This is a genomic window from Pseudosporangium ferrugineum, from assembly GCF_003002065.1.
GTDB lineage: Bacteria > Actinomycetota > Actinomycetes > Mycobacteriales > Micromonosporaceae > Actinoplanes > Actinoplanes ferrugineus_A.
Genome location: NZ_PVZG01000001.1, coordinates 466894 through 485592, shown reverse-complemented (window position 1 = coordinate 485592; position 18699 = coordinate 466894). Strand labels below are relative to the sequence as shown.

17 protein-coding genes are annotated in these 18699 nt (G+C 73.4%); 10 read left to right on the top strand and 7 right to left on the bottom strand.

Annotated elements, in window-relative coordinates; translation table 11 throughout:
* Positions 1-13: 13 nt before the first annotated feature.
* Complete coding sequence (locus CLV70_RS02105) at positions 14-1021, top strand: NADP-dependent oxidoreductase (protein WP_106124586.1); 1008 nt, start codon at positions 14-16, stop codon at positions 1019-1021.
* Between the two features lie 90 nt (positions 1022-1111).
* Positions 1112-1516, top strand: coding sequence for an HIT family protein (locus CLV70_RS02100; protein ID WP_106124585.1), 405 nt, complete (start codon positions 1112-1114; stop codon positions 1514-1516).
* On the opposite strand, the gene thrS is transcribed toward CLV70_RS02100, so the two are convergent.
* The 3 genes from thrS to CLV70_RS40065 all read right to left on the bottom strand — a co-directional run bounded on the left by thrS (position 1513) and on the right by CLV70_RS40065 (position 3945).
* Positions 1513-2733, bottom strand: a complete 1221-nt coding sequence (thrS, locus tag CLV70_RS02095; RefSeq protein ID WP_106124998.1) for a threonine--tRNA ligase — start codon at positions 2731-2733, stop codon at positions 1513-1515. The two genes, CLV70_RS02100 and thrS, sit on opposite strands and share 4 nt — an antisense overlap.
* A gap of 208 nt (positions 2734-2941) precedes the next feature.
* Positions 2942-3784: a PfkB family carbohydrate kinase gene (locus CLV70_RS02090; protein ID WP_106124584.1), complete on the bottom strand. Its 843-nt coding sequence runs from the start codon at positions 3782-3784 to the stop codon at positions 2942-2944.
* Positions 3785-3789: 5 nt separating this feature from the next.
* Positions 3790-3945: a hypothetical protein gene (locus CLV70_RS40065; RefSeq protein WP_170148558.1), complete on the bottom strand. Its 156-nt coding sequence runs from the start codon at positions 3943-3945 to the stop codon at positions 3790-3792.
* A 169-nt stretch (positions 3946-4114) separates the two neighbouring features.
* On the opposite strand from CLV70_RS40065, the gene CLV70_RS02085 reads away from it, so the two are divergent.
* Positions 4115-5650, top strand: a complete 1536-nt coding sequence (locus tag CLV70_RS02085; protein WP_106124583.1) for a DHA2 family efflux MFS transporter permease subunit — start codon at positions 4115-4117, stop codon at positions 5648-5650.
* Entirely contained in the window at positions 5647-6261 is a 615-nt protein-coding gene (locus tag CLV70_RS02080) for an acyl-CoA-like ligand-binding transcription factor (protein ID WP_106124582.1), read from the top strand. Before CLV70_RS02085 ends, CLV70_RS02080 begins: the two co-directional genes overlap by 4 nt.
* Positions 6262-6300: 39 nt before the next feature.
* Here the strand turns inward: CLV70_RS02080 and CLV70_RS02075 are convergent, their stop codons facing one another.
* A complete protein-coding gene (locus CLV70_RS02075) occupies positions 6301-6858 on the bottom strand; it encodes a TetR/AcrR family transcriptional regulator (protein ID WP_106124581.1) in 558 nt (185 codons plus the stop codon).
* Between the two features lie 66 nt (positions 6859-6924).
* Here CLV70_RS02075 and CLV70_RS02070 point away from each other — a divergent pair, with 66 nt between their 5' ends.
* From CLV70_RS02070 to CLV70_RS02045, 6 genes are all read left to right on the top strand, one after another.
* On the top strand, positions 6925-7602 hold the full coding sequence (locus CLV70_RS02070) for an SDR family oxidoreductase (RefSeq protein WP_106124580.1): 678 nt from the start codon (positions 6925-6927) through the stop codon (positions 7600-7602).
* Positions 7603-7686: 84 nt separating this feature from the next.
* On the top strand, positions 7687-9186 hold the full coding sequence (locus tag CLV70_RS02065; RefSeq protein WP_106124579.1) for a GntP family permease: 1500 nt from the start codon (positions 7687-7689) through the stop codon (positions 9184-9186).
* Positions 9187-9565: 379 nt separating this feature from the next.
* On the top strand, positions 9566-10588 hold the full coding sequence (locus tag CLV70_RS02060; protein ID WP_158277679.1) for an alpha/beta hydrolase family protein: 1023 nt from the start codon (positions 9566-9568) through the stop codon (positions 10586-10588).
* A 26-nt stretch (positions 10589-10614) separates the two neighbouring features.
* Positions 10615-11271 carry a 5,6-dimethylbenzimidazole synthase gene (gene bluB / locus CLV70_RS02055; RefSeq protein ID WP_106124577.1) on the top strand — a complete coding sequence of 219 codons (657 nt, stop codon included), beginning with the start codon at positions 10615-10617 and terminating at the stop codon, positions 11269-11271.
* 10 nt (positions 11272-11281) lie between these two features.
* A complete protein-coding gene (locus CLV70_RS02050) occupies positions 11282-13426 on the top strand; it encodes a transglycosylase domain-containing protein (protein ID WP_106124576.1) in 2145 nt (714 codons plus the stop codon).
* Between the two features lie 218 nt (positions 13427-13644).
* A complete protein-coding gene (locus CLV70_RS02045; RefSeq protein ID WP_106124575.1) occupies positions 13645-15993 on the top strand; it encodes a beta-glucosidase family protein in 2349 nt (782 codons plus the stop codon).
* An 80-nt stretch (positions 15994-16073) separates the two neighbouring features.
* Here CLV70_RS02045 and CLV70_RS02040 read toward each other — a convergent pair whose 3' ends face one another.
* From CLV70_RS02040 to CLV70_RS02030, 3 genes are all read right to left on the bottom strand, one after another.
* Positions 16074-16298 carry a hypothetical protein gene (locus CLV70_RS02040; RefSeq protein WP_106124574.1) on the bottom strand — a complete coding sequence of 75 codons (225 nt, stop codon included), beginning with the start codon at positions 16296-16298 and terminating at the stop codon, positions 16074-16076.
* A gap of 116 nt (positions 16299-16414) precedes the next feature.
* A complete protein-coding gene (locus tag CLV70_RS02035; RefSeq protein ID WP_106124573.1) occupies positions 16415-17104 on the bottom strand; it encodes a response regulator in 690 nt (229 codons plus the stop codon).
* Positions 17101-18678: a sensor histidine kinase gene (locus CLV70_RS02030; protein WP_106124572.1), complete on the bottom strand. Its 1578-nt coding sequence runs from the start codon at positions 18676-18678 to the stop codon at positions 17101-17103. Before CLV70_RS02030 ends, CLV70_RS02035 begins: the two co-directional genes overlap by 4 nt.
* Positions 18679-18699 lie beyond the last annotated feature (21 nt).

The following is an 18699-nucleotide window of genomic DNA, read 5'->3' as shown; positions in this document are numbered from 1 at the left end:
CTAGGGTCGGTCCATGACCGTCTCCTCCACCGAGATCCGCCTCGCCGCGCGCCCGCAGGGCTGGCCCGACGCGGCCACCTTCGCGACCGCCCGCACCGAGGTGCCGGACCCGGGCCCCGGCCAGCTCCTCGTGCGCAACCTGCTGATGAGCGTCGACCCCTACATGCGCGGCCGGATGGACGACCGCAAGTCGTACGTGCCGCCGTTCAAGCTGGGCGAGGCGCTCGACGGCGGCGCCGTGGGCGAGGTCGTGACCAGCGCCGCGGACGGCTTCGAGCCCGGCGACGTCGTCCTGCACGGCCTCGGCTGGCGCGAGTACGCGCTGGTCGGCGCGTCCTCGGCGGCGAAGGTCGACCCGTCGGTGGCGCCGCTGGGGGCGTACCTGGGGGTGCTGGGGATGACCGGGCTGACCGCGTACGCGGGGCTGCTGCGCTCGGCGGAGTTCAAGGCCGGTGACGTCGTCTTCGTCTCGAGCGCGGCCGGCGCCGTGGGTCAGGTCGCCGGGCAGCTCGCCCGCCTCAAGGGCGCGGCCCGGGTGATCGGCAGCGCCGGTTCCGCGGAGAAGGTGGCGTACGTCCGCGACGAGCTCGGCTTCGACGCGGCGTTCGACTACCACGACGGCCCCATCCGCGAGCAGCTGCGCACCGCCGCCCCGGACGGCATCGACGTGTACTTCGACAATGTCGGCGGCGACCACCTCGAGGCCGCGATCTCGGCGCTGAACGTGCACGGCCGCATCTGCGTGTGCGGCATGATCAGCGTCTACAACGCCACCGAGCCCACCCCGGCCCCGCGCAACCTCTCCCAGGTCATCGGCAAGCGCCTCACGCTGCGCGGCATGCTCGTCGGCGACCACCGGGACCTGCGCGACGAGTTCCTGCGCGACGTGGCCCCGGCGGTCGCCGACGGCAGCCTCCGCTACCGGGAGACGATCTTCGAGGGCCTGGAGTCGGCCCCGGAGGCCTTCCTCGCCATGCTCCGCGGCGGCGGCATCGGCAAGAACCTGGTCCGCATCGCCTGACGCACCCGGCCGGGCCGGGACGGCGGTGAACATCGCCGCCCCGGGCCCGTTGACGAGGTGTAGCCACGAGAGAAGAGGGTGATCTCCGCAGTGCCGACGATCTTCACGAAAATCATCGAGGGCGAGCTGCCCGGCCGGATCGTCTGGTCCGACGACCGGGTCGCGGCGTTCCTCACCATCGCGCCGCTCACGGCCGGCCACACCCTGGTCGTGCCGCGCGCCGAGGTGGACGAGTGGACGGACCTCGAGCCGGAGCTGGCCGCGCACCTGATGGCGGTGAGCCACCGGATCGGCGGCGTGCTCAAGCGGGCCTTCGACGCGCCCCGGGCCGGGCTGGTCATCGCCGGGTTCGAGGTGCCGCACGCGCACGTGCACGTCTTCCCGGCGTACGAGATGGCCGACTTCGACTTCGCCCGGGTGAACACGTCCGTGCCGGCCGAGGAGCTCGACGCCCACCACAAGCGCATCCTCGGCGCGCTGGACGCGACCCCCTAGGCCCGCAGGTCCCCGGTGCGGGCCGCGGCGACCGCCGAGACCAGGGCGATCGCCTCCGCGCCGGGGCCCGGTGGGAGGCGCCGGCCGTCGCGCAGCCGCAGGGCGACCCGGCCGCCGGCCGCCTCCCGCGCGCCGATCACCGCGACGTACGGCACCTTCCGCCCGGCGGCGTCCCGGATCCGCGCCCCGACCGAGCCGTCCGCGTGCACCTCGGCGCGCAGACCGGCGGCGATCGCGTCGCGGGCGAAGGCCTCCGCGGCCGGCAGCTGGCCGGCGGAGACCGGGACCACGGCCAGCTGGACCGGGGCGTACCAGACCGGGAAGGCGCCGCCGTGGGCCTCGATCAGGTGGGCGAAGAGCCGCTCGAACGAGCCGACCAGGCTGCGGTGCACCATCACCGGCCGGGCCCGGCCGCCGGAGGCGTCGGCGTACGACAGGTCGAAGCGGGCCGGCTGGTGGAAGTCGATCTGCACGGTGGCCAGGGTGGACTCGCGGCCCGCCGGGTCGGCGACCTGGACGTCGATCTTCGGGCCGTAGAACGCGGCCTCGCCGGGGGCCTCCTCGTACGGCACCGCGACCTCGTCGAGGGCCCGGCGCAGCAGCCGGCCGGCCCGCTCCCAGGCGTCGTCGTCGCCCGCGTACGCGCCGCCCTCTCCCCGCAGCGACAGCCGGTACGACGACGGCCGCACGCCGAGCGCGTCGTGGGCCCGGCGCATCAGGCGCAGCACGCCCGCCACCTCCTCGCCGGCCCGGTCGGCGGGGCAGAAGATGTGGCCGTCGTTGAGGGAGATCGCCCGGACCCGATGGAGGCCGCCCAGCACCCCGGACCGTTCCGCCCGGTACATGGTGCCCAGCTCGGCGATCCGCAGCGGCAGGTCCCGGTACGACCGCTGCCGTGACCCGAAGATCAGCGCGTGGTGCGGGCACAGGCTGGGCCGCAGCATCAGTGCCTCGCCGGCCGCCCCGGAGGGCAGGGGCGGGAACATGTCGCCGGCGAAGTGGGACCAGTGGCCGGACAGCTCGTACAACTGCTGTTTGCCCAAGGCGGGCGAGTACACGTGCCGGTAGCCGGCGCGGCGTTCGAGGTCGCGGACGTACGCCTCCACCTCGTGCCGGGCGGCGGCGCCCTCCGGCAGCCAGAACGGCAGGCCGGCGCCGATGAGCGGGTCGGAGTCGAAGACGTCGAGCTCGCGCCCGAGCCGGCGGTGGTCGATGATCATGATGGTGCCTCCCTGGGGTCGTGCCCGGGCGGACCCAGGAGCGCGAACGGCCCCGGGCATCGCGCCCGGGGCCGTGTCGTCACTGGCAGAAGGTCAGCGTGACGGTGCGCCGGGTCGTCCCGGCGTCGTCGTCACCGACCTGTGCTGCATGCGACCACGGTAGGCGGGCCCGCCCGGATCACGCGACCCGTTTTCGGCGACCGGGTCAGCCGCGCAGGGCCGCCAGCCACGAGCGCGGGCCCCGGTGCCGCACGCGGACGGCGGCGATGCTCACCGCGTACCGGAGGGCCTCGACGGTGTCGGCACCCTGCGCGACCGCGACGGTGAGCGCGCCGTGGAACGCGTCCCCGCCGCCGGCCGTGTCGACGGCGTCGGCCGGCGGCACCTCGATCTCGCCGGCCGCGTCGCCGGACCACCACCGCACCGGGCCCGGGCCGTGGGTGATCGCCCCGCGGCGCACGCCGAGGGCCCGCAGCGCCGCCTCGGCCGGCCGTTCGCCGGGTGGCCGGAAGGCCGCGGAGCAGGCGGCGAACCCGGCGTGCGGCAGGAGGTCCGCGAAGACCGGCCGCCAGCTGCCCGCGTCCAGCACGAGCGGCCGCCCGCTGCGCGCGGCGGCCCGGGCCAGCGCGGGATGATGCCCGTCGGCCAGCACGGCGTCCGCGGTGGACAGCACAGCATCCAGCCCTTCCGGTACGCCCACAGCCACGTCCCGCGCGTTGCGGCTCACGATCGTGCGCTGGCCGGTGCCGTCCAGCACGGTCACGGCGGAGACCGGCGGCGGGGCGGTGGCGTGCGGCCCGGCGTCGAGGAGGGTGACGCCGCAGTCGGCCAGGTCGGCGCGGATCAGGTCGCCGAGCGGGTGCGCCCCGACCGCGGTGACCAGGGTGACCTCGGCGCCGAGCGCGGCCGCGGTGACCGCCGCGTTGGTGGCCGGGCCGCCCGCCGCGACCTCGGTGGACAGCGCCTCGGCCTTCTCGTCCACGCCGGGAACCCGGTCGACGCGCTGCACCAGGTCCACGGTGGCCAGGCCCACGAAGACCAGCCGCACGGCGGTCAGTCGGCCAGGTTGGAGAAGAAGACGCCGATGTTGCGGAAGATCTCCGCGACGCCGTCACCGATGCCCTGCGCGATGTCCGCGGCGGGGCCCGGGCTGGTGCCGATGTAGTAGATGACCAGGACGAGCACGATCCAGCCGACGGCCTTCTTCATCGTCGGTCACCTCCTGCGGCGGTCGGACGAGCCGATCTCGGGCGTGATCGATGTGATGGTGGCACAGCGATGCCCCCGCGGCCTGCACCAACGCGCCGGGCCGCCCGCACGGGCATGGCGCACCTCACATTTCTGACAGCTTCTCGCTTTTGACAGCTACTCTCAATTCATGGCTACTTCCACTTCACGCTGGTGGGCGCTCGCCGCGCTCTCCCTCAGCACCATCGCGATCGGGCTCGACGGCACCGTGCTGTCCGTCGCCCTGCCGACGCTGGCCGGCGACCTGAACGCCTCGACCGGCGACCTCCAGTGGTTCACCACCTCCTACCTGCTCGTGCTCGCCGCCGCCCTGCTCCCGGCCGGCATGCTCGGCGACCGCTTCGGCCGCAAGCGCATGCTGCTGGGCGCCCTGGCGGTCTTCGGCATCGCGTCCGCCGCCTGCTCGTACGCGACCACCTCCGGCCAGCTGATCGGGGCCCGGGCGGCGCTCGGCCTCGGCGCGGCGGTGATCATGCCGCTCAGCTCGGCCGTGCTCACCGTGATCTTCGAACCGGCGGAGCGGACCCGGGCGCTGACCGTCTGGATCACCGCCAACACCCTCGGCATCCCGCTCGGCCCGCTGGTCGGCGGCTGGCTGCTCGACCACTTCTGGTGGGGCTCGGTCTTCCTGATCAACCTGCCGCTGGTCGTCGTCGGCATCGTCGCCGTGGCGCTGTGGGTGCCGGAGTCGCACGGTGACCGCACCCGGCGCTTCGACCCGGCCGGCATCGTCCTGTCGGCGGTGGGACTGGTCGTCACGACGTACGGGATCATCGAGGCCGGCGAACGCGGCTGGAGCGACCCCCGATCGCTGGTGACGGTCGCCGCGGGCGTCGCCGTGATGGCCGCCTTCGTGCTGTGGCAGCGGCGCGCCCAGGCGCCGCTGGTCGACCTGGCGCTGTTCCGTTCCCGCGCCTTCACCTGGGGCTCGATCCTCGCCACGGTGGCCAGCTTCGCCATGTTCGGCCTGCTCTTCGCCCTCCCGCTGTTCTACCAGGCGGTCCGCGGCAACGACGCGTTCGGCACCGGCCTGCGGCTGCTGCCGGTCATCGGCGGCCTCATGGTCGGCGCGCGCCTCGCCGGGCGCCTCGAACCGAAGCTCGGCGCGAAGGCCGTCGTCACGGCCGGCCTGGTGATGATCGCGGGCAGCCTGTTCGCGGGCACCGCCACCGGCCCCGGCACCGGGTACGGCTTCGTCGCCGCCTGGATCACGGTGACCGGCGTCGGGCTGGGCTTCACGATGCCGCCCGCGATGAACGCCGCCCTCGGCGCGCTGTCCAAGGAGCGCAGCGGCGTCGGCTCGGGGCTGATCCAGGCCATGCGCCAGGTCGGCAGCGCGATCGGGGTGGCGGTGCTCGGCACGGTGCTCAACTCCGCGTACCGCGACGGCATCGACGGCTCCGGGCTGCCGGCCGCCGCCCGGGAGAGCGTCTCGGCGGGGATGTCGGTCGCCGCGAGGCTCGGAGATCCCGCGGCCGCGGCGGTGGTCCGCTCCGCCTTCACCGACGGCATGGGCGCGGCCCTGCTGGTCGCCGGCGTGATCGCGGTCGCCGGCGCGATCCTGTCCGTGGCCTTCCTGCCCGGGCGCCCGGCGGCCCCGGCGAACCCGGAAGAGGTCACCCTGCCGCCCGTTTCCCCGCAGGCGGCGGCAGAATCGACGGTATGACGTCGCCGGGACTACGGGAACGCAAGAAGGCCAGGACGCGGGCCGCGATCCGCGAGCACGCGCTGCGGCTCTTCGAGGCCCAGGGGTACGCCGCCACGACGGTCGATCAGATCGCCGAGGCGGCGGACGTCTCCCCGAGCACGTTCTTCCGGTACTACCCCACCAAGGAGGACCTGGTCCTCACCGACGACTACGACCCGCTGCTGCTCGAGGCGGTCCGCGGCCAGCCCGCCGGCCTGCACCCGATCGAGGCGATCCGCCGCAGCATCCGGCAGGTGTACACCGCCATCCCGCCGCAGGAGTGGGCCGCGGAACAGCGCCGCCAGCGCATCCTCCAGTCGGTGGACGACCTCCGCGCCCGCTACCTGCGCCAGTATTCCGAGGCCATCGCCATGCTGGCCACGGTCGTCGCCGAACGCGCCGGCCTGCCCCCGGAGGACTTCCGCGCCCGCGTCCTCGCCGGCGCGGTCATGGGGGCGGCGCTGGCCTCCCTGCCGGGCTCGGGCCCGTACGAGACGCGCGACTTCGAGGTCCTGGACCGGGCCCTCGACCTGCTCCAGGCGGGTCTGCCCCTCACCGGCGAGGAGCAGGCCCCGCCGGAGCAGGACTAGCGCGCTCCGCGGGACCGCGGGGATCGGCGATGAGCCGGGTCAGCCGAGGGCTTCGCGGGCCGCCTCGAGGATGCGTTCCGAGAGGGGGGTGCCCTTCGTGGCGCGGGCCAGCATCACGGCGCCCACCATCGTGGCGATGGCGGCGAGGTCCTCGCCGCCGTCCTCGCGGGCCATCCAGCGGGCGAACTGCTCCACGCCGTGCGCGTACGGTTCGCGGGCCGGGCCCTGCGGGTCCTCGCGGCCGATGTCGGGGCCGAGGGCGGCGGCCGGGCAGCCGGTGCCGGGGTCGTCGCGGTGGGCCGGGGACAGGTACGTCTCGAGCAGCGCGTTGCGGGCCGCCGCGCGGTCGCCGGGGTGGTCGTGGTCGTGGGTGGCCAGGCGGGCGCCCTGGTCGCCGAACGCGCGGCCGGTGGCCTCGGCGACGAGGGCCTCCTTGGAGGCGAACTGCTTGTAGAAGCCGCCGTGGGTCAGGCCGGCCTCGGCCATCAGGTCCGCCACGCTGACGGCCTGGACGCCCCGTTCCCGGAAGAGGCGGGCCGCCGTACGGACCACCCGGTCCCGGTTCTCCTGGGCCTGTGCCTGCGATACGCGCGCCATCCCACCATTATATGACGTCCGTCATCTAACCTTGCCGAGGTTAGATGACGCCCATAATCTAAACGCATGGACATCGAGAACTCCGTCGCCCTCGTCACCGGGGCCAACCGCGGTCTCGGCCGCATCTTCGCCGCTCAGCTCGCCGGGCGCGGCGCCAAGGTGTACGCCACCGCCCGGCGCCCCGAGGCGATCGACCTGCCCGGCGTCGTGCCGCTGCGGCTGGACGTCACCGATCCCGCGTCGGTGGCGCGGGCCGCCGCCGTGGCGCAGGACGCCACCTTCGTCATCAACAACGCCGGGTCCAGCACGGGCGCCGCCCTGCTCGACGGCGACCCCGAGCGGATCCGGCTCGAGATGGAGACCCACTACTTCGGCACCCTCGGCGTGACGCGGGCGTTCGCCCCGATCATCGAGCGCAACGGCGGCGGGGCGTTCCTCAACGTGCTGTCGGTGCTGTCCTGGTACCACCCCGCCGGGGCGGGGGCGTACAGCGCGGCCAAGGCGGCCGGGTGGGCGCTCACCGACGCCGTACGCGAGCAGCTCGCGCCGCGCGGCATCCTCGTCGCGGCGCTGCACGTCGGCTACATGGACACGGACATGGCCGCGCACGTACCGGCCGATCGCAAGGTCGACCCGGCCGGCGTGGCGGCGCTGGCGCTCGACGCCGTGGCGAAGGGCGAGACGGAGATCCTGGCCGATGAGCTGACCCGTACGGTCAAACGGAATCTTGCCCCGGCGAGCTGAACCCGTTCGAGGCTCAAGGTCGGATAGCCTCCGGATGCAGTCCGGACACGGTTCGACTTCTCTCGATCGGGGTAGGGCTCGACCATGACAGCGCACGCTGATCCCGTGCTGGCGGCGGAGGCCATCACCTCCGCCGGAACCGGCCAACTTGTCCTCGCCGCGGTGCTCGGTATCGCCGTGGTCATCCTGCTGATCGCATGGGCGAAATGGCATCCGTTCCTCGCCCTCGTCCTCGGCGCGGCCGCGCTCGGGATCGTCGCCGGCGCGGCCCCCGTCGACACCGTGCACTCCTTCACCACGGGCGTCGGCAGCACCGCCGGCAACGTCGGCCTGCTGATCGCGCTCGGTTCGATGATCGGGGCGCTGCTGGCCGAGTCCGGCGGCGCCGACGGCATCGTCGCGACCATCGTCCGGAAGTTCTCCGGCACGGCCCTGCCGTGGGCGATGGCCGGCGTCGCCGCGCTCATCGGCCTGCCGCTGTTCTTCGAGGTCGGCGTCGTGCTGCTGGTGCCGATCGTGCTGCTGGTCGCCCAGCGTACGGACGTGCCCCTGCTCAAGATCGGCATCCCGGCGCTGGCCGGCCTGTCGGTGCTGCACGGCCTCGTCCCGCCGCACCCGGGGCCGCTGGTGGCCATCGCCAACCTCAATGCCGACCTGGGCCTGACGCTGGCGTTCGGGCTCATCTGCGCGGTGCCCACGGTGCTGGTGGCCGGCCCGATCTTCGGCAACTTCATCGCCAAGCGGGTGCCGGTCGCCGTGCCCGCCACCGCGGTCCTGGCCGGGGCCGGCCGCGCCGCGGAGCGTCCCGCCGCCGGCCCGGCCGGCGGTCAGGACTTCGTCGACCGCGACGACCTCGCCAACGCGGGCACCGAGGAGCCGGACAAGCTCGTCGACTCCGACCTGCCCGCGTCCCGCCGCAACCCCGGGTTCTGGCCCGCGGTGCTCACCGTGCTGCTGCCGATCGTGCTGATGCTGCTGCGCGCCATCGCGGAACTGGCCCTGGACGAGGGCACCGGCCTGCGGAAGACGTTCGAGGTGCTCGGCGAGCCGGTCGTGGCGCTGCTCTTCGGCGTGCTGCTCGCCATGTGGACCCTGGGCAAGCGGGCTGGCTTCGACCGGGCGCAGACCTCGGCCGTCATCGGCGGCTCACTGCCGCCGATCGCCGGCATCCTGCTCATCGTCGCCGCGGGCGGCGGCTTCAAACAGGTGCTCGTCGACGCCGGCGTGGGCAACGTGGTCGCCGACGCCGCCAAGGACGCCAACATCTCGGCGCTGCTGCTCGGCTTCCTCGTCGCGGTCGGCATCCGGATCGCCACCGGCTCCGCCACCGTCGCCACGATCACCGCCGCCGGCATCGTCGCGCCGCTGGCCGGCACCCTGGACAAGCCCGAGGTGTCGCTGCTGGCCCTGGCGATCGGCTGCGGCTCGCTGTTCTTCTCGCACGTCAACGACGCCGGCTTCTGGCTGGTGAAGGAATACTTCGGGATGACCGTCGGGCAGACCATCAAGACGTGGTCGGTGATGGAGACGGTCATCTCCGTGGTCGGCTTCGCCTGCGTGCTGATCCTCGACATCTTCGTCTGACACGCGCGGCCGTGCCCCCGGGTGTGGGGGCACGGCCGCCGCGCCGGCTCAGCCGTTCTGCTCGTCGCGCCACGCCGGCCAGTCGCTAGCGGGGCGCGATCGTACTTCGGGCCGCCGACGCCGAGCGTCACCAGCGAAACGCCCTGCCCCCGCATCCCGGCGGCCTCGCCGGCGCGTCGCCGCCGTCGGGCAGCACGCCGGAGACCTCGATCCCGCAGAAGTCGCCGGACTTCGGAGCCGTACTCCCGGTAGTCCTTCTCGAACCACGGGCCAGTTCGTCATGATCCGGAGCCTGGCCCGGTCCGCCCCGGCCGGCACGCCGCGGCGCCGGTGCGTGTTTCCCAAGGTCATCACAGGTTCGGGCCGCACACTGGTGACCATGCGGAGACGGACACTGTTGCTCGGGCTGGCGGGTGCCGCCGGCGCCGGGAGCCTGGCCGCCTGCACGGCGGACACCGGCACCGGCACCGGGACCGGCACCGGGACCGGGACCGGGACGGCCGGGGCGACCAGCGCTCCGGCCTCGGCGGCGCCGATCCTGGCCTCGACCACCGCGTCGTCGCTGGCGCCGCGGAGCGTCACGATGCCGTACGTGCCGCCGCCCGGCCGGGCGCCCGCCTCGGCCTTCCCGGTGGGCCGCCGCACGCTGGAGCTCAGCCGCGGCGAGCGGGCCCTGCCCACCACGGTCTGGTATCCGGCGACCGGCACGGCGGCGGGCACCCCGGCGCCGGCCGACGAGGCCGCCGCGGCGACCGGGCGGTTCCCCCTCGTGCTGTTCAGCCACGGGCTCACCGCCCAGCCGCGCGACTACGAGCCGATGCTGGCCCGCTGGGCGCAGGCCGGGTTCGTGGTGGCCGCTCCCACGTACCCGAGGACCTCGTACGGCGCCGCCGACCTCGACCCGGCGGACATCGTCAACCAGCCCGCTGACGCCTCACATGTCATCGGCGCGCTGCTCGCCCCGGGCGGGCCGGCCGCCGCGATGATCGATCCGGCGCGGACGGCGGCGGCCGGGCACTCCGCCGGCGGCATCACCACCGCCGGGCTGTTCAGCGCCCACCGCGACGAGCGGCTGAAGGCCGGGATCGTGCTCGCCGGCACCGACTTCCAGGGCACGCCGTTCACCGGCCCGGCGGCGGCCATGCTGTTCGTGCACGGCCGCCGGGACGAGACGGTCACGTACCGGGCGGGGCACACGGTCTTCTCGGCCGTACCGTGGTCGCGGGCCATGCTGTCGATCACCGAGGGCGGGCACGTCACCGGGAGCGCCGACTTCGAGGCCACCACCGGCACCGCGACCGAGTTCCTGCGCTGGGCCCTGTACGGCGACGCCGCCGCGAAGGCCCGCCTGCCGGAGGCGGCCGCGGCCGGTGGGGTGGCGACCCTCGACAATCAGCTCTGACCCAGAGCCGAGCATCGGGAGCCGTCTTGCCGCACGAGCTGTACGAGACCATCCACCGCCGCCGCGACGTCCGCGGCGAGTTCACCGGCGCGCCGATCCCGGACGAGGTGCTCGAGCGGATCCTCACGGCGGCGCACGCGGCCCCCAGCGTGGGCCTCTCGCAGCCGTGGGACTTCGTGCTGGTGCGCGATCCGCGGCTGCGCCGGCAGTTCCGGGACCACGTCGAGACCGAGCGCCGGGTGTTCGCGGACCGGCTCGAGGGCGAGGCGGCGGAGCGGTTCTCCCGGATCAAGATCGACGGTGTGATGGAGTCCACTCTTTCGGTTGTCGTCACCTACGACGCCGATCGGGGCGGCCCCGCGGTGCTCGGCCGGCACGCGATCGCCGACGCCGGCCTGTACTCGGTGTGCCTCGCCATCGAGAACCTGTGGCTCGCGGCGACCGCCGAGGGGCTCGGTGTGGGCTGGGTCTCGTTCTACCGGGAGGACTATCTGCGCAGCCTGCTGGGCATACCGGAGGGCGTGCGCCCGGTGGCGTGGCTGTGCCTGGGCCCGGTCACCCACCTGGAGCGCGTACCGGATCTGGAACGGCACGGGTGGCGCCGGCGGCGTCCCCTGGAGTCCGTTCTGCACGCAGACAAATGGGGCAACCCTCGAGAGGCGGTGCTGGATCTCCGTGGCTAATCTGGGTCGGGTGACGTTCTGGACCCGAAAACGCGATCGCTCCTTCTTCGCCAACACCAGTTCGCTGGTGATCTGCGGCCTGCTGGCCGGTGTGGTGGTGGCCGCGGCCTCCTTCCCCGCCGTCGCCATGTCGGGGCTGGCGGCGAAGGCGGGCTCGCAGGGGTTCGCCGAGCTGCCGAGCGAGCTCGAGCACCAGTCGGCGCCCCAGGTCACGCGCATCTTCGCATCGGACGGCAAGACCCAGATCGCGGTCATGTACGACGAGTTCCGCAGCGACGTGCCGCTGAAGGACATCTCGAAGAACATGCAGAACGCGATCGTCGCCGCCGAGGACCACCAGTTCTACGAGCACAACGGCGTCGACCTCAAGGGTGTCGCCCGGGCGCTGGTGAACAACAAGAACGGCGGCGGCAAGCAGGGCGCCTCCACGCTGACGATGCAGGCCGTCCGGATGATGCTGGCGTACTCGGCGAAGACGCCGCAGCAGGCCATCGACGCCACGAAGGACACGCCGGAGCGCAAGCTCAGCGAGATGAAGTACGCCATGCAGCTCGAGAAGGAGCTGACCAAGCAGCAGATCCTCGAGCGCTACCTGAACATGGCCCCGTTCGGCAACGGCGCGTACGGCGTCTACGCCGGCAGCCAGGTCTACTTCAAGAAGAAGCCGAAGGACCTCACCGTCCCCGAGGCCGCGCTGCTGGCCGGCATGGTGAAGGCGCCCACGTCGTTCGACCCGACGACGCCGTCCGGCTATCCGCAGGCGCTGGACCGGCGCAACTACATCATCGACAACATGCAGGAGCTGAAGTACATCACCCCGGAGGAGGCCAAGAAGGCCAAGGCGGTCAAGCTCGGGCGGACCACCAACCGGCCCGGCAACGGCTGCGTGTCGGTGGCGAAGAACAACTGGGGCTTCTTCTGCGACTACTTCTACCGCTGGTGGCTGGGCCAGAAGGAGTTCGGCGCGACCACGTACGACCGTGAGCGCCAGCTCAAGAGCGGTGGCTACCGGGTGGTCACCTCGCTCGACGTCGACGCGCAGGCGGCGGCCCGCAAGGAGATCTCGGACCGGATCAGCGACAAGAACCGCAACGCGCTGCTGCTGGCCGGGGTGGAGCCGGGGACCGGCCGGGTCCGCGCCCTCGCCGCCAACCGCAAGTTCAAGCTGGACAGCGCGACGAATCCGAAGAACAAGCTGAGCTCGAACCCGGACCTGGCCAGGAAGGGCATCCGCGGCACCTACCCGAACACCACCAACCCGATCATCACCGGTGGCGGCGACATCAACGGCTACCAGGCCGGCTCGGTGTTCAAGGCGTTCACCATGGTGGCGGCGCTCGAGAACGGCATGGAGCTGGATCACCAGATCACGTCCGGCTCGACGTACAAGTCGGGTTACATCATCGACCCGAGGTCGCCGGCGGCCTGCCCGGGCACCCACTTCTACTGCCCGTCCAACGCCTCGAAGAGCGAGCAGGGCACCTTCAACATGTGGACCGGCTTCGGCAAGTCGGTGAACACGTATTTCGTGCCGCTGCAGGAGCAGGTCGGCGCGGAGAAGGTGGTCGCCGTGGCGAAGCGCTTCGGGGTCCAGTTCCGCGCCAAGGGCGACGCCGACATCGCGAACGACCCGCAGGGTGCCCACGAGTGGGCGTCCTTCACGCTCGGTGTCACCGCGTCGACCCCGCTGGACATCGCCAACGCGTACGCGGTCCTGGCCGCCGACGGCATGTACTGCAAGCCGACGCCGATCCAGCGGATCACGTCGGCGGACGGCACCAAGATCAGCGCAGGCCAGCCGGACTGCACCCGGGCGACCAGCAAGGAGGTGGCCCGCAAGGCGCTCGACGCGGCCCGCTGCCCGGTCGGCGACCAGGCCCAGCTCGGCAACTGCAACGGTGCCACCGAGCGCAACGCCCGCTCGGCGGTGGGTCACCCGATCTTCGGCAAGACGGGTACGTCCGACGCCGAGAAGACCGCGTCGCTCGTGGTCGGCACCACGTCGTTCGTCGTCGCCGGCTATCTGGTGAACCCCGACTGGGCCGAGCACAAGGACCGCATGTCGCACGGCATCGTCAATCCGGCGGTCTACCGCACGGTGGCCGACTACATGGAGGGCAAGCCGGAGGAGCAGTTCAAGAAACCGGGGGAGTGACCCCGGCCGGACCCCGCGATCCCGTCGTCTCCACCCCGGAGGCGGCGGGATCGTTTGCGTCCGCGGCACCTGAAACTTCCGGCGTGGTTCCGGCCCCGCTTGCGCCTGCCGAACTGCACTTCGAGGTAATCTACGGCTTGCGTCGTGCTCGGGGGGAGAGGCAGACTGCGGATGCCGTCCGGAACGCTTCCGGAAGTTTCGGCGAGGCAGGAGGAATCATGGCCGTGCTGCACCCGGTCGATCAGCGCCGGTGGACCGACACCGCCCTTTCGCCCGGTGAGCGGGCCGACGCGCTGCTGGCGGCGATGAGCCTGGAGGAGAAGGTCGCTCAGCTCGGCAGCGTGTGGAAGGGCTTCGCGGTGGAGGCCACCGGCGACGTCGCCCCGATGCAGGAGGTCTTCGCGGCCGGGTCCCGGCCGTTCGACGACGCCGTGCGGTACGGCCTCGGCCAGCTCACCCGGGTCTTCGGCACCCGCCCGGTCACCGTCGAGGAGGGCCGCGCCCGGGTCGTCGAGCTCCAGCGCGCGGTGATGAGCGGCAGCCGCTTCGGCATCCCGGCGATCGTCCACGAGGAGTGCCTCACCGGCTTCACCACGCTGGGCGCGACGGTCTACCCGACGTCGCTCGCCTGGGCCGCCACGTTCGACCCCGCGCTGGTCGAGCGGATGTCCGCGGCGATCGGCGCCGACATGCGCGCGGTCGGGGTGCAGCAGGGCCTGTCGCCCGTGCTCGACGTGGTCCGCGACTACCGCTGGGGGCGGGTCGAGGAGACCATGGGCGAGGACCCGTACCTGGTGGCCATGCTCGGCTCGGCGTACGTCCGCGGCCTCGAGCAGCAGGGCATCGTCGCCACCCTCAAGCACTTCGTCGGCTACTCCGCGTCGCGTGCCGCCCGCAACCACGCCCCGGTCGCGATGGGCCCGCGCGAGCTGCGCGAGATCATGCTGGTCCCGTTCGAGACCGCGATCCGCTCCGGCGGCGCCCGCTCGGTCATGAACTCGTACACCGACATCGACGGCGTTCCGGTCGGCGCCGACCCCGCCCTGCTCACCGGGGTTCTGCGCGACGAGTGGGGCTTCGAGGGCACGGTCGTCTCCGACTACTGGTCCGTGCCCTTCCTCGAGTCCATGCACCGCGTCGCCGCGTCACCGGCCGAGGCGGGCGCGCTCGCCCTGGCCGCCGGGATCGACGTCGAGCTCCCGGACGCGATCGGCTTCCACGACGGCCTGATCGAGCTCGTGCGGGCCGGCCGCGTACCCGAGGAGCTGGTCGACCGGGCGGCCCGCCGGGTGCTGCGGCAGAAGGCCGAGCTCGGCCTGCTCGACCCGGACTGGACCCCCGAGGCGTCCGTCGCCGCGGGCGACGGCATCGACTTCGACTCGCCGGGCAACCGGGCCATCGCCCGCGAGCTCGCCGAGGCGTCGATCGTGCTGCTCGCCAACGACTCCGGCGTGCTGCCGCTCGGTGCCGGCACCGCCCCGCGCCGGGTCGCCGTCGTGGGACCCTGCGCCGACGACCCGCAGGCGTTCATGGGCTGCTACTCCTACCCCAACCACATCCTCGGCGAGTTCCCCGAGTACGGGCTCGGCCTGGTCGCGGACTCGCTGTGGACGGCCCTGCGCGCCGAACTGCCGGACGACACCCTGACCTACGAGGCCGGCTGCCCGGTGCGCGACGAGGACCGGTCCGGCTTCGCCGCCGCGGTCGCCGCCGCCCGGGACGCCGACGTCTGCATCGCGGTGGTCGGCGACCGGGCCGCGCTCTTCGGCCGGGGTACGTCCGGCGAGGGCTGCGACGCCCCCGACCTCGCGCTGCCGGGAGTGCAGGGCGAACTCGTCAGGGAATTGCTGGAGACCGGTACGCCGGTGATCGTCGTGGTGGTCTCGGGCCGCCCGTACGCGCTCGGCGACTACGAGGGAGCCGCGGCGATGGTGCAGGCGTTCATGCCCGGCGAGGAGGGCGGCGCGGCGATCGCGGGCGTCCTCTCCGGCCGGGTCAACCCCAGCGGCAAGCTGCCGGTCCAGGTGCCGCGGCTGCCGGGTGGCCAGCCGGGCACGTACCTCCAGCCCCCGCTCGGGGTGAACAGCGAGGGGGTCAGCAACCTCGACCCGACCCCGATGTTCGGCTTCGGCCACGGCCGCTCGTACACCACGTACGAGTACGACGACCTGGTGGTCAGCGACCCGGAGATCCCCACCGACGGCACGGTCACGGTGTCCGTACGGGTGCGCAACACCGGCCCGCGCGACGGCGCCGAGATCGTCCAGCTCTACCTGCACGACGTGCAGGCCGAGGTCACCCGGCCGTTGCTGCAGCTCGCCGGCTTCGCCCGGGTGCCGCTGGCCGCGGGGACGGCGGCGCGCGTGACCTTCACCGTGCACGCCGACCGGACCGCGTTCGTCGGCCGGGACCTGCGCCGGGTCGTGGATCCGGGCCTGGTCGAGATCCACGTCGGACGCTCGGCGACCGACCTGCCGTGCGGCGCGACGGTCCGCCTCACGGGGGAGCGGCGGGAGGTCGGCCCGGAGCGTGTCCTGCACACCCCGGTCGTCGTCGAACCCGCCTGAGGCGGTCGCGACTCGTCGTGACCCGCGGCTTCTCTCCCTGCCGCGGGTCACGACGCCGTCCGCCGGCGGACGGTGGGACGCTACTTGGCCAGGCGGCCGAGCTCGGCGATGGCCTGGGCGGCCCTGATGTACTTGTTGCCGGCCAGGTCCCCGATGGTCTTGATGTTGAACGCCTTCTGCAGCGCCTCGCCGTCGGCCTCGCTCACGCCGGACAGGGCGGACACCGGCGCGTCGGCCAGGTCCGCGAGGGAGGTCGACTCGTAGGCCTTGTCGAGGAGGGCGTCGAGGTTCACGGAGATCGGCATGCGGGGGGTCCTTTCACGAAACGGCCGTGCCGGGCGGGCCGCCCGGCACCCTCTGGGATTTTGCCGTTCGCGGGCCTGTCGAACCTGCGGCCTGATCCCGCACGTCAGGGTGAACGTCAGCCGTGCGCGGGGCGGTATCCGACCTCCGGCCGGCCCGGGCCGCCGTAGCGGGGGCTGCGCAGCACCCGTCCCGAGTCCGCCAGGTGCTCGAGGTAGCGCCGCGCCGTGACCCGGGACGCCCCGATCCGGGCCGCCACCTCGGCCGCCGACAGGCCCGCCGGGGCGTCCGTCTCGCGCAGGGCGGCGAGCACCAGGTCGAGGGTGTGCGCGTCGAGGCCCTTGGGAAGGGCGTCCTGCGGGGTCGCGCGCAGGGTCGAGATGACCCGGTCGATCTCGTGCTGCGCCGCCACCTCGACGGCGCCGAGGAACTGGCTGCGGTAGCGGGCGTAGCGGTCGAGCTTGTCGCGGAACGCCGCGAACGTGAACGGCTTCAGCAGGTAGTGGGTGACGCCGAGGGCCACCGCCTGGCGGACCATGGTGATGTCGCGGGCCGAGGTCACCGCGAGCACGTCGGTGCCGCTGCCCGCCGCGCGCAGGGCCCGGGCGATCTCCAGCCCGTGCTTGTCGGGCAGGTTCAGGTCCAGCAGCACGAGGTCCACCGAGCCGGCGCGCAGCGCCGCCATCGCGTCGCGGGCCGTGTGGGCCACCCCGGCGACCTCGAAACCCCCGACCTTCTCCGTGTACGCCCGGTGCGCCTCGGCGATCAGCGGCTCGTCGTCGACCACGAGCACCCGGATGGCGGTCATGACGGCACCGGCAGGCGTACGGTCAGCACCGCACCGCCCGTGGCGGCGGCCGGGGTGACGGCGTAGCTGCCGCCGTACCGTTCGGCCACCTGCCGGACCAGGGACAGGCCGACGCCGCGCCCCTCGCCGTGCTTGGTGGTCCAGCCGCGCCGGAAGGCGGCGGCGGCCTGGTCCGGGGTCAGCCCCGGACCGGTGTCGGTGACCTTGACCAGCACCTCGGTGTCCTCCTGCCGGACCAGGACGCGGACCCGGCGCGGCGGCCCGGCGTCCGCGACGGCTTCCAGGGCGTTGTCGACCAGGTTGCCGACCACGGTGAGCAGGTCGCGCACCGGCACCGGCTCGCCGTCGACCCGGGAGTCGTCGTCGACGGTGAGTTCCACGCCGCGCTCGCTGGCCTGCGCGGACTTGCCGAGCAGCAGCGCCGCCAGGGCCGGTTCGTGCAGGGCGCCGACCACCTGGTCGGTGAGCTCCTGGGCCAGGGCGAGCTCCTCGGTGGCGAGGCGGATGGCGTCGTCGGTGCGGCCGAGCTCGACCATGGTCAGCACGGTGTGCAGCCGGTTGGCGGCCTCGTGCGCCTGCGCCTGCAGCGCCTGGGTGAGGCCGCGTACCGAATCGAGCTCGCCGGTCAGCGCGCGTAGCTCGGTGTGGTCGCGCAGTGTCAGGACGGTGCCCAGCGCGCGGCCCTCGAAGCGGGTCTCGCGCTGGCTGGCGACCAGGACCCGGTCGCCGGCCAGGACCGGCTCGTCCACGGTGGAGCGGCGCGAGGCGATCAGCTCGGCGGCCTCCGGCGGCAGGTCCAGCGCGGCGGCGGGGCCGTCGGCCGGGGCGTCCTCGGGCACGCCGAGCAGCCGCCGCCCCTCGTCGTTGATCAGCGCCACCTTGCCGTCCCGGTCGACCACCACGAGTCCCTCGCGCACCGAGTGCAGGACCGCGTCGTAGTACTCGTACATGCGGGTCATCTCGGCCGGTCCGAGGCCGTGCGTCTGACGCCGGAGCCGCCGGCTCAGCAGCCACGCCCCGGCCGCGGCCAGCAGCAGCGCGACCGCCGTCGCCGCGGCCACCGCCGGCATCTGGCGCAGCAGGCCGCGGTTGATCGAGTCGGTGGTGATGCCGACCGACACCAGCCCGACGATCCGGCCGTCGCCGGCGCGCACCGGGACGACCGTGCGCACGGATTCGCCGAGGCTCCCGCGGTACTGCTCGACGACCGTACCGCCGGCGAGCGCGCCCGCGATCGAGCCGGCGAACTTCTGGCCGATCAGCTCGGGCCGGGGATGGGTGTACCGGGTGCGGTCGGGTGCCATCACCACGATGAAGTCCGTGCCGGTCGCCGTGCGGGTGGCCTCCGCGTACGGCTGGAGCACCGCCGACGGGTCCGGGGCGTCCAGCGCGGCGGCGGTCGCGGGGGAGCGTGCGATGGCCTGGGCCACCCCCGTCACCTCCTCGATCGCGGCGTGGCGCGCGTCGCGGCGGGCGAGCAGGAACGCGCCGGCCGTACCGCTCGCGACCAGCAGCGTCACGACCAGCACCTGCAACGCGAACAGCTGGCCCGCGATGCTCCAGCGCCGGCTCATGATTCTCCCCTCGGACAGCCA

What these genes read in the sequence shown, in the direction of transcription:
- CLV70_RS02075 (WP_106124581.1), bottom strand. Translation starts at nt 6,858, where the DNA reads ATGGCGCGCGTATCGCAGGCACAGGCCCAGGAGAACCGGGACCGGGTG.
- CLV70_RS02085 (WP_106124583.1), top strand. Translation starts at nt 4,115, where the DNA reads ATGGCTACTTCCACTTCACGCTGGTGGGCGCTCGCCGCGCTCTCCCTC.
- CLV70_RS02070 (WP_106124580.1), top strand. Translation starts at nt 6,925, where the DNA reads ATGGACATCGAGAACTCCGTCGCCCTCGTCACCGGGGCCAACCGCGGT.
- CLV70_RS02035 (WP_106124573.1), bottom strand. Translation starts at nt 17,104, where the DNA reads ATGACCGCCATCCGGGTGCTCGTGGTCGACGACGAGCCGCTGATCGCC.
- CLV70_RS02030 (WP_106124572.1), bottom strand. Translation starts at nt 18,678, where the DNA reads ATGAGCCGGCGCTGGAGCATCGCGGGCCAGCTGTTCGCGTTGCAGGTG.
- CLV70_RS02080 (WP_106124582.1), top strand. Translation starts at nt 5,647, where the DNA reads ATGACGTCGCCGGGACTACGGGAACGCAAGAAGGCCAGGACGCGGGCC.
- CLV70_RS02060 (WP_158277679.1), top strand. Translation starts at nt 9,566, where the DNA reads ATGCGGAGACGGACACTGTTGCTCGGGCTGGCGGGTGCCGCCGGCGCC.
- CLV70_RS02065 (WP_106124579.1), top strand. Translation starts at nt 7,687, where the DNA reads ATGACAGCGCACGCTGATCCCGTGCTGGCGGCGGAGGCCATCACCTCC.
- CLV70_RS02040 (WP_106124574.1), bottom strand. Translation starts at nt 16,298, where the DNA reads ATGCCGATCTCCGTGAACCTCGACGCCCTCCTCGACAAGGCCTACGAG.
- CLV70_RS02045 (WP_106124575.1), top strand. Translation starts at nt 13,645, where the DNA reads ATGGCCGTGCTGCACCCGGTCGATCAGCGCCGGTGGACCGACACCGCC.
- CLV70_RS02105 (WP_106124586.1), top strand. Translation starts at nt 14, where the DNA reads ATGACCGTCTCCTCCACCGAGATCCGCCTCGCCGCGCGCCCGCAGGGC.
- CLV70_RS40065 (WP_170148558.1), bottom strand. Translation starts at nt 3,945, where the DNA reads ATGAAGAAGGCCGTCGGCTGGATCGTGCTCGTCCTGGTCATCTACTAC.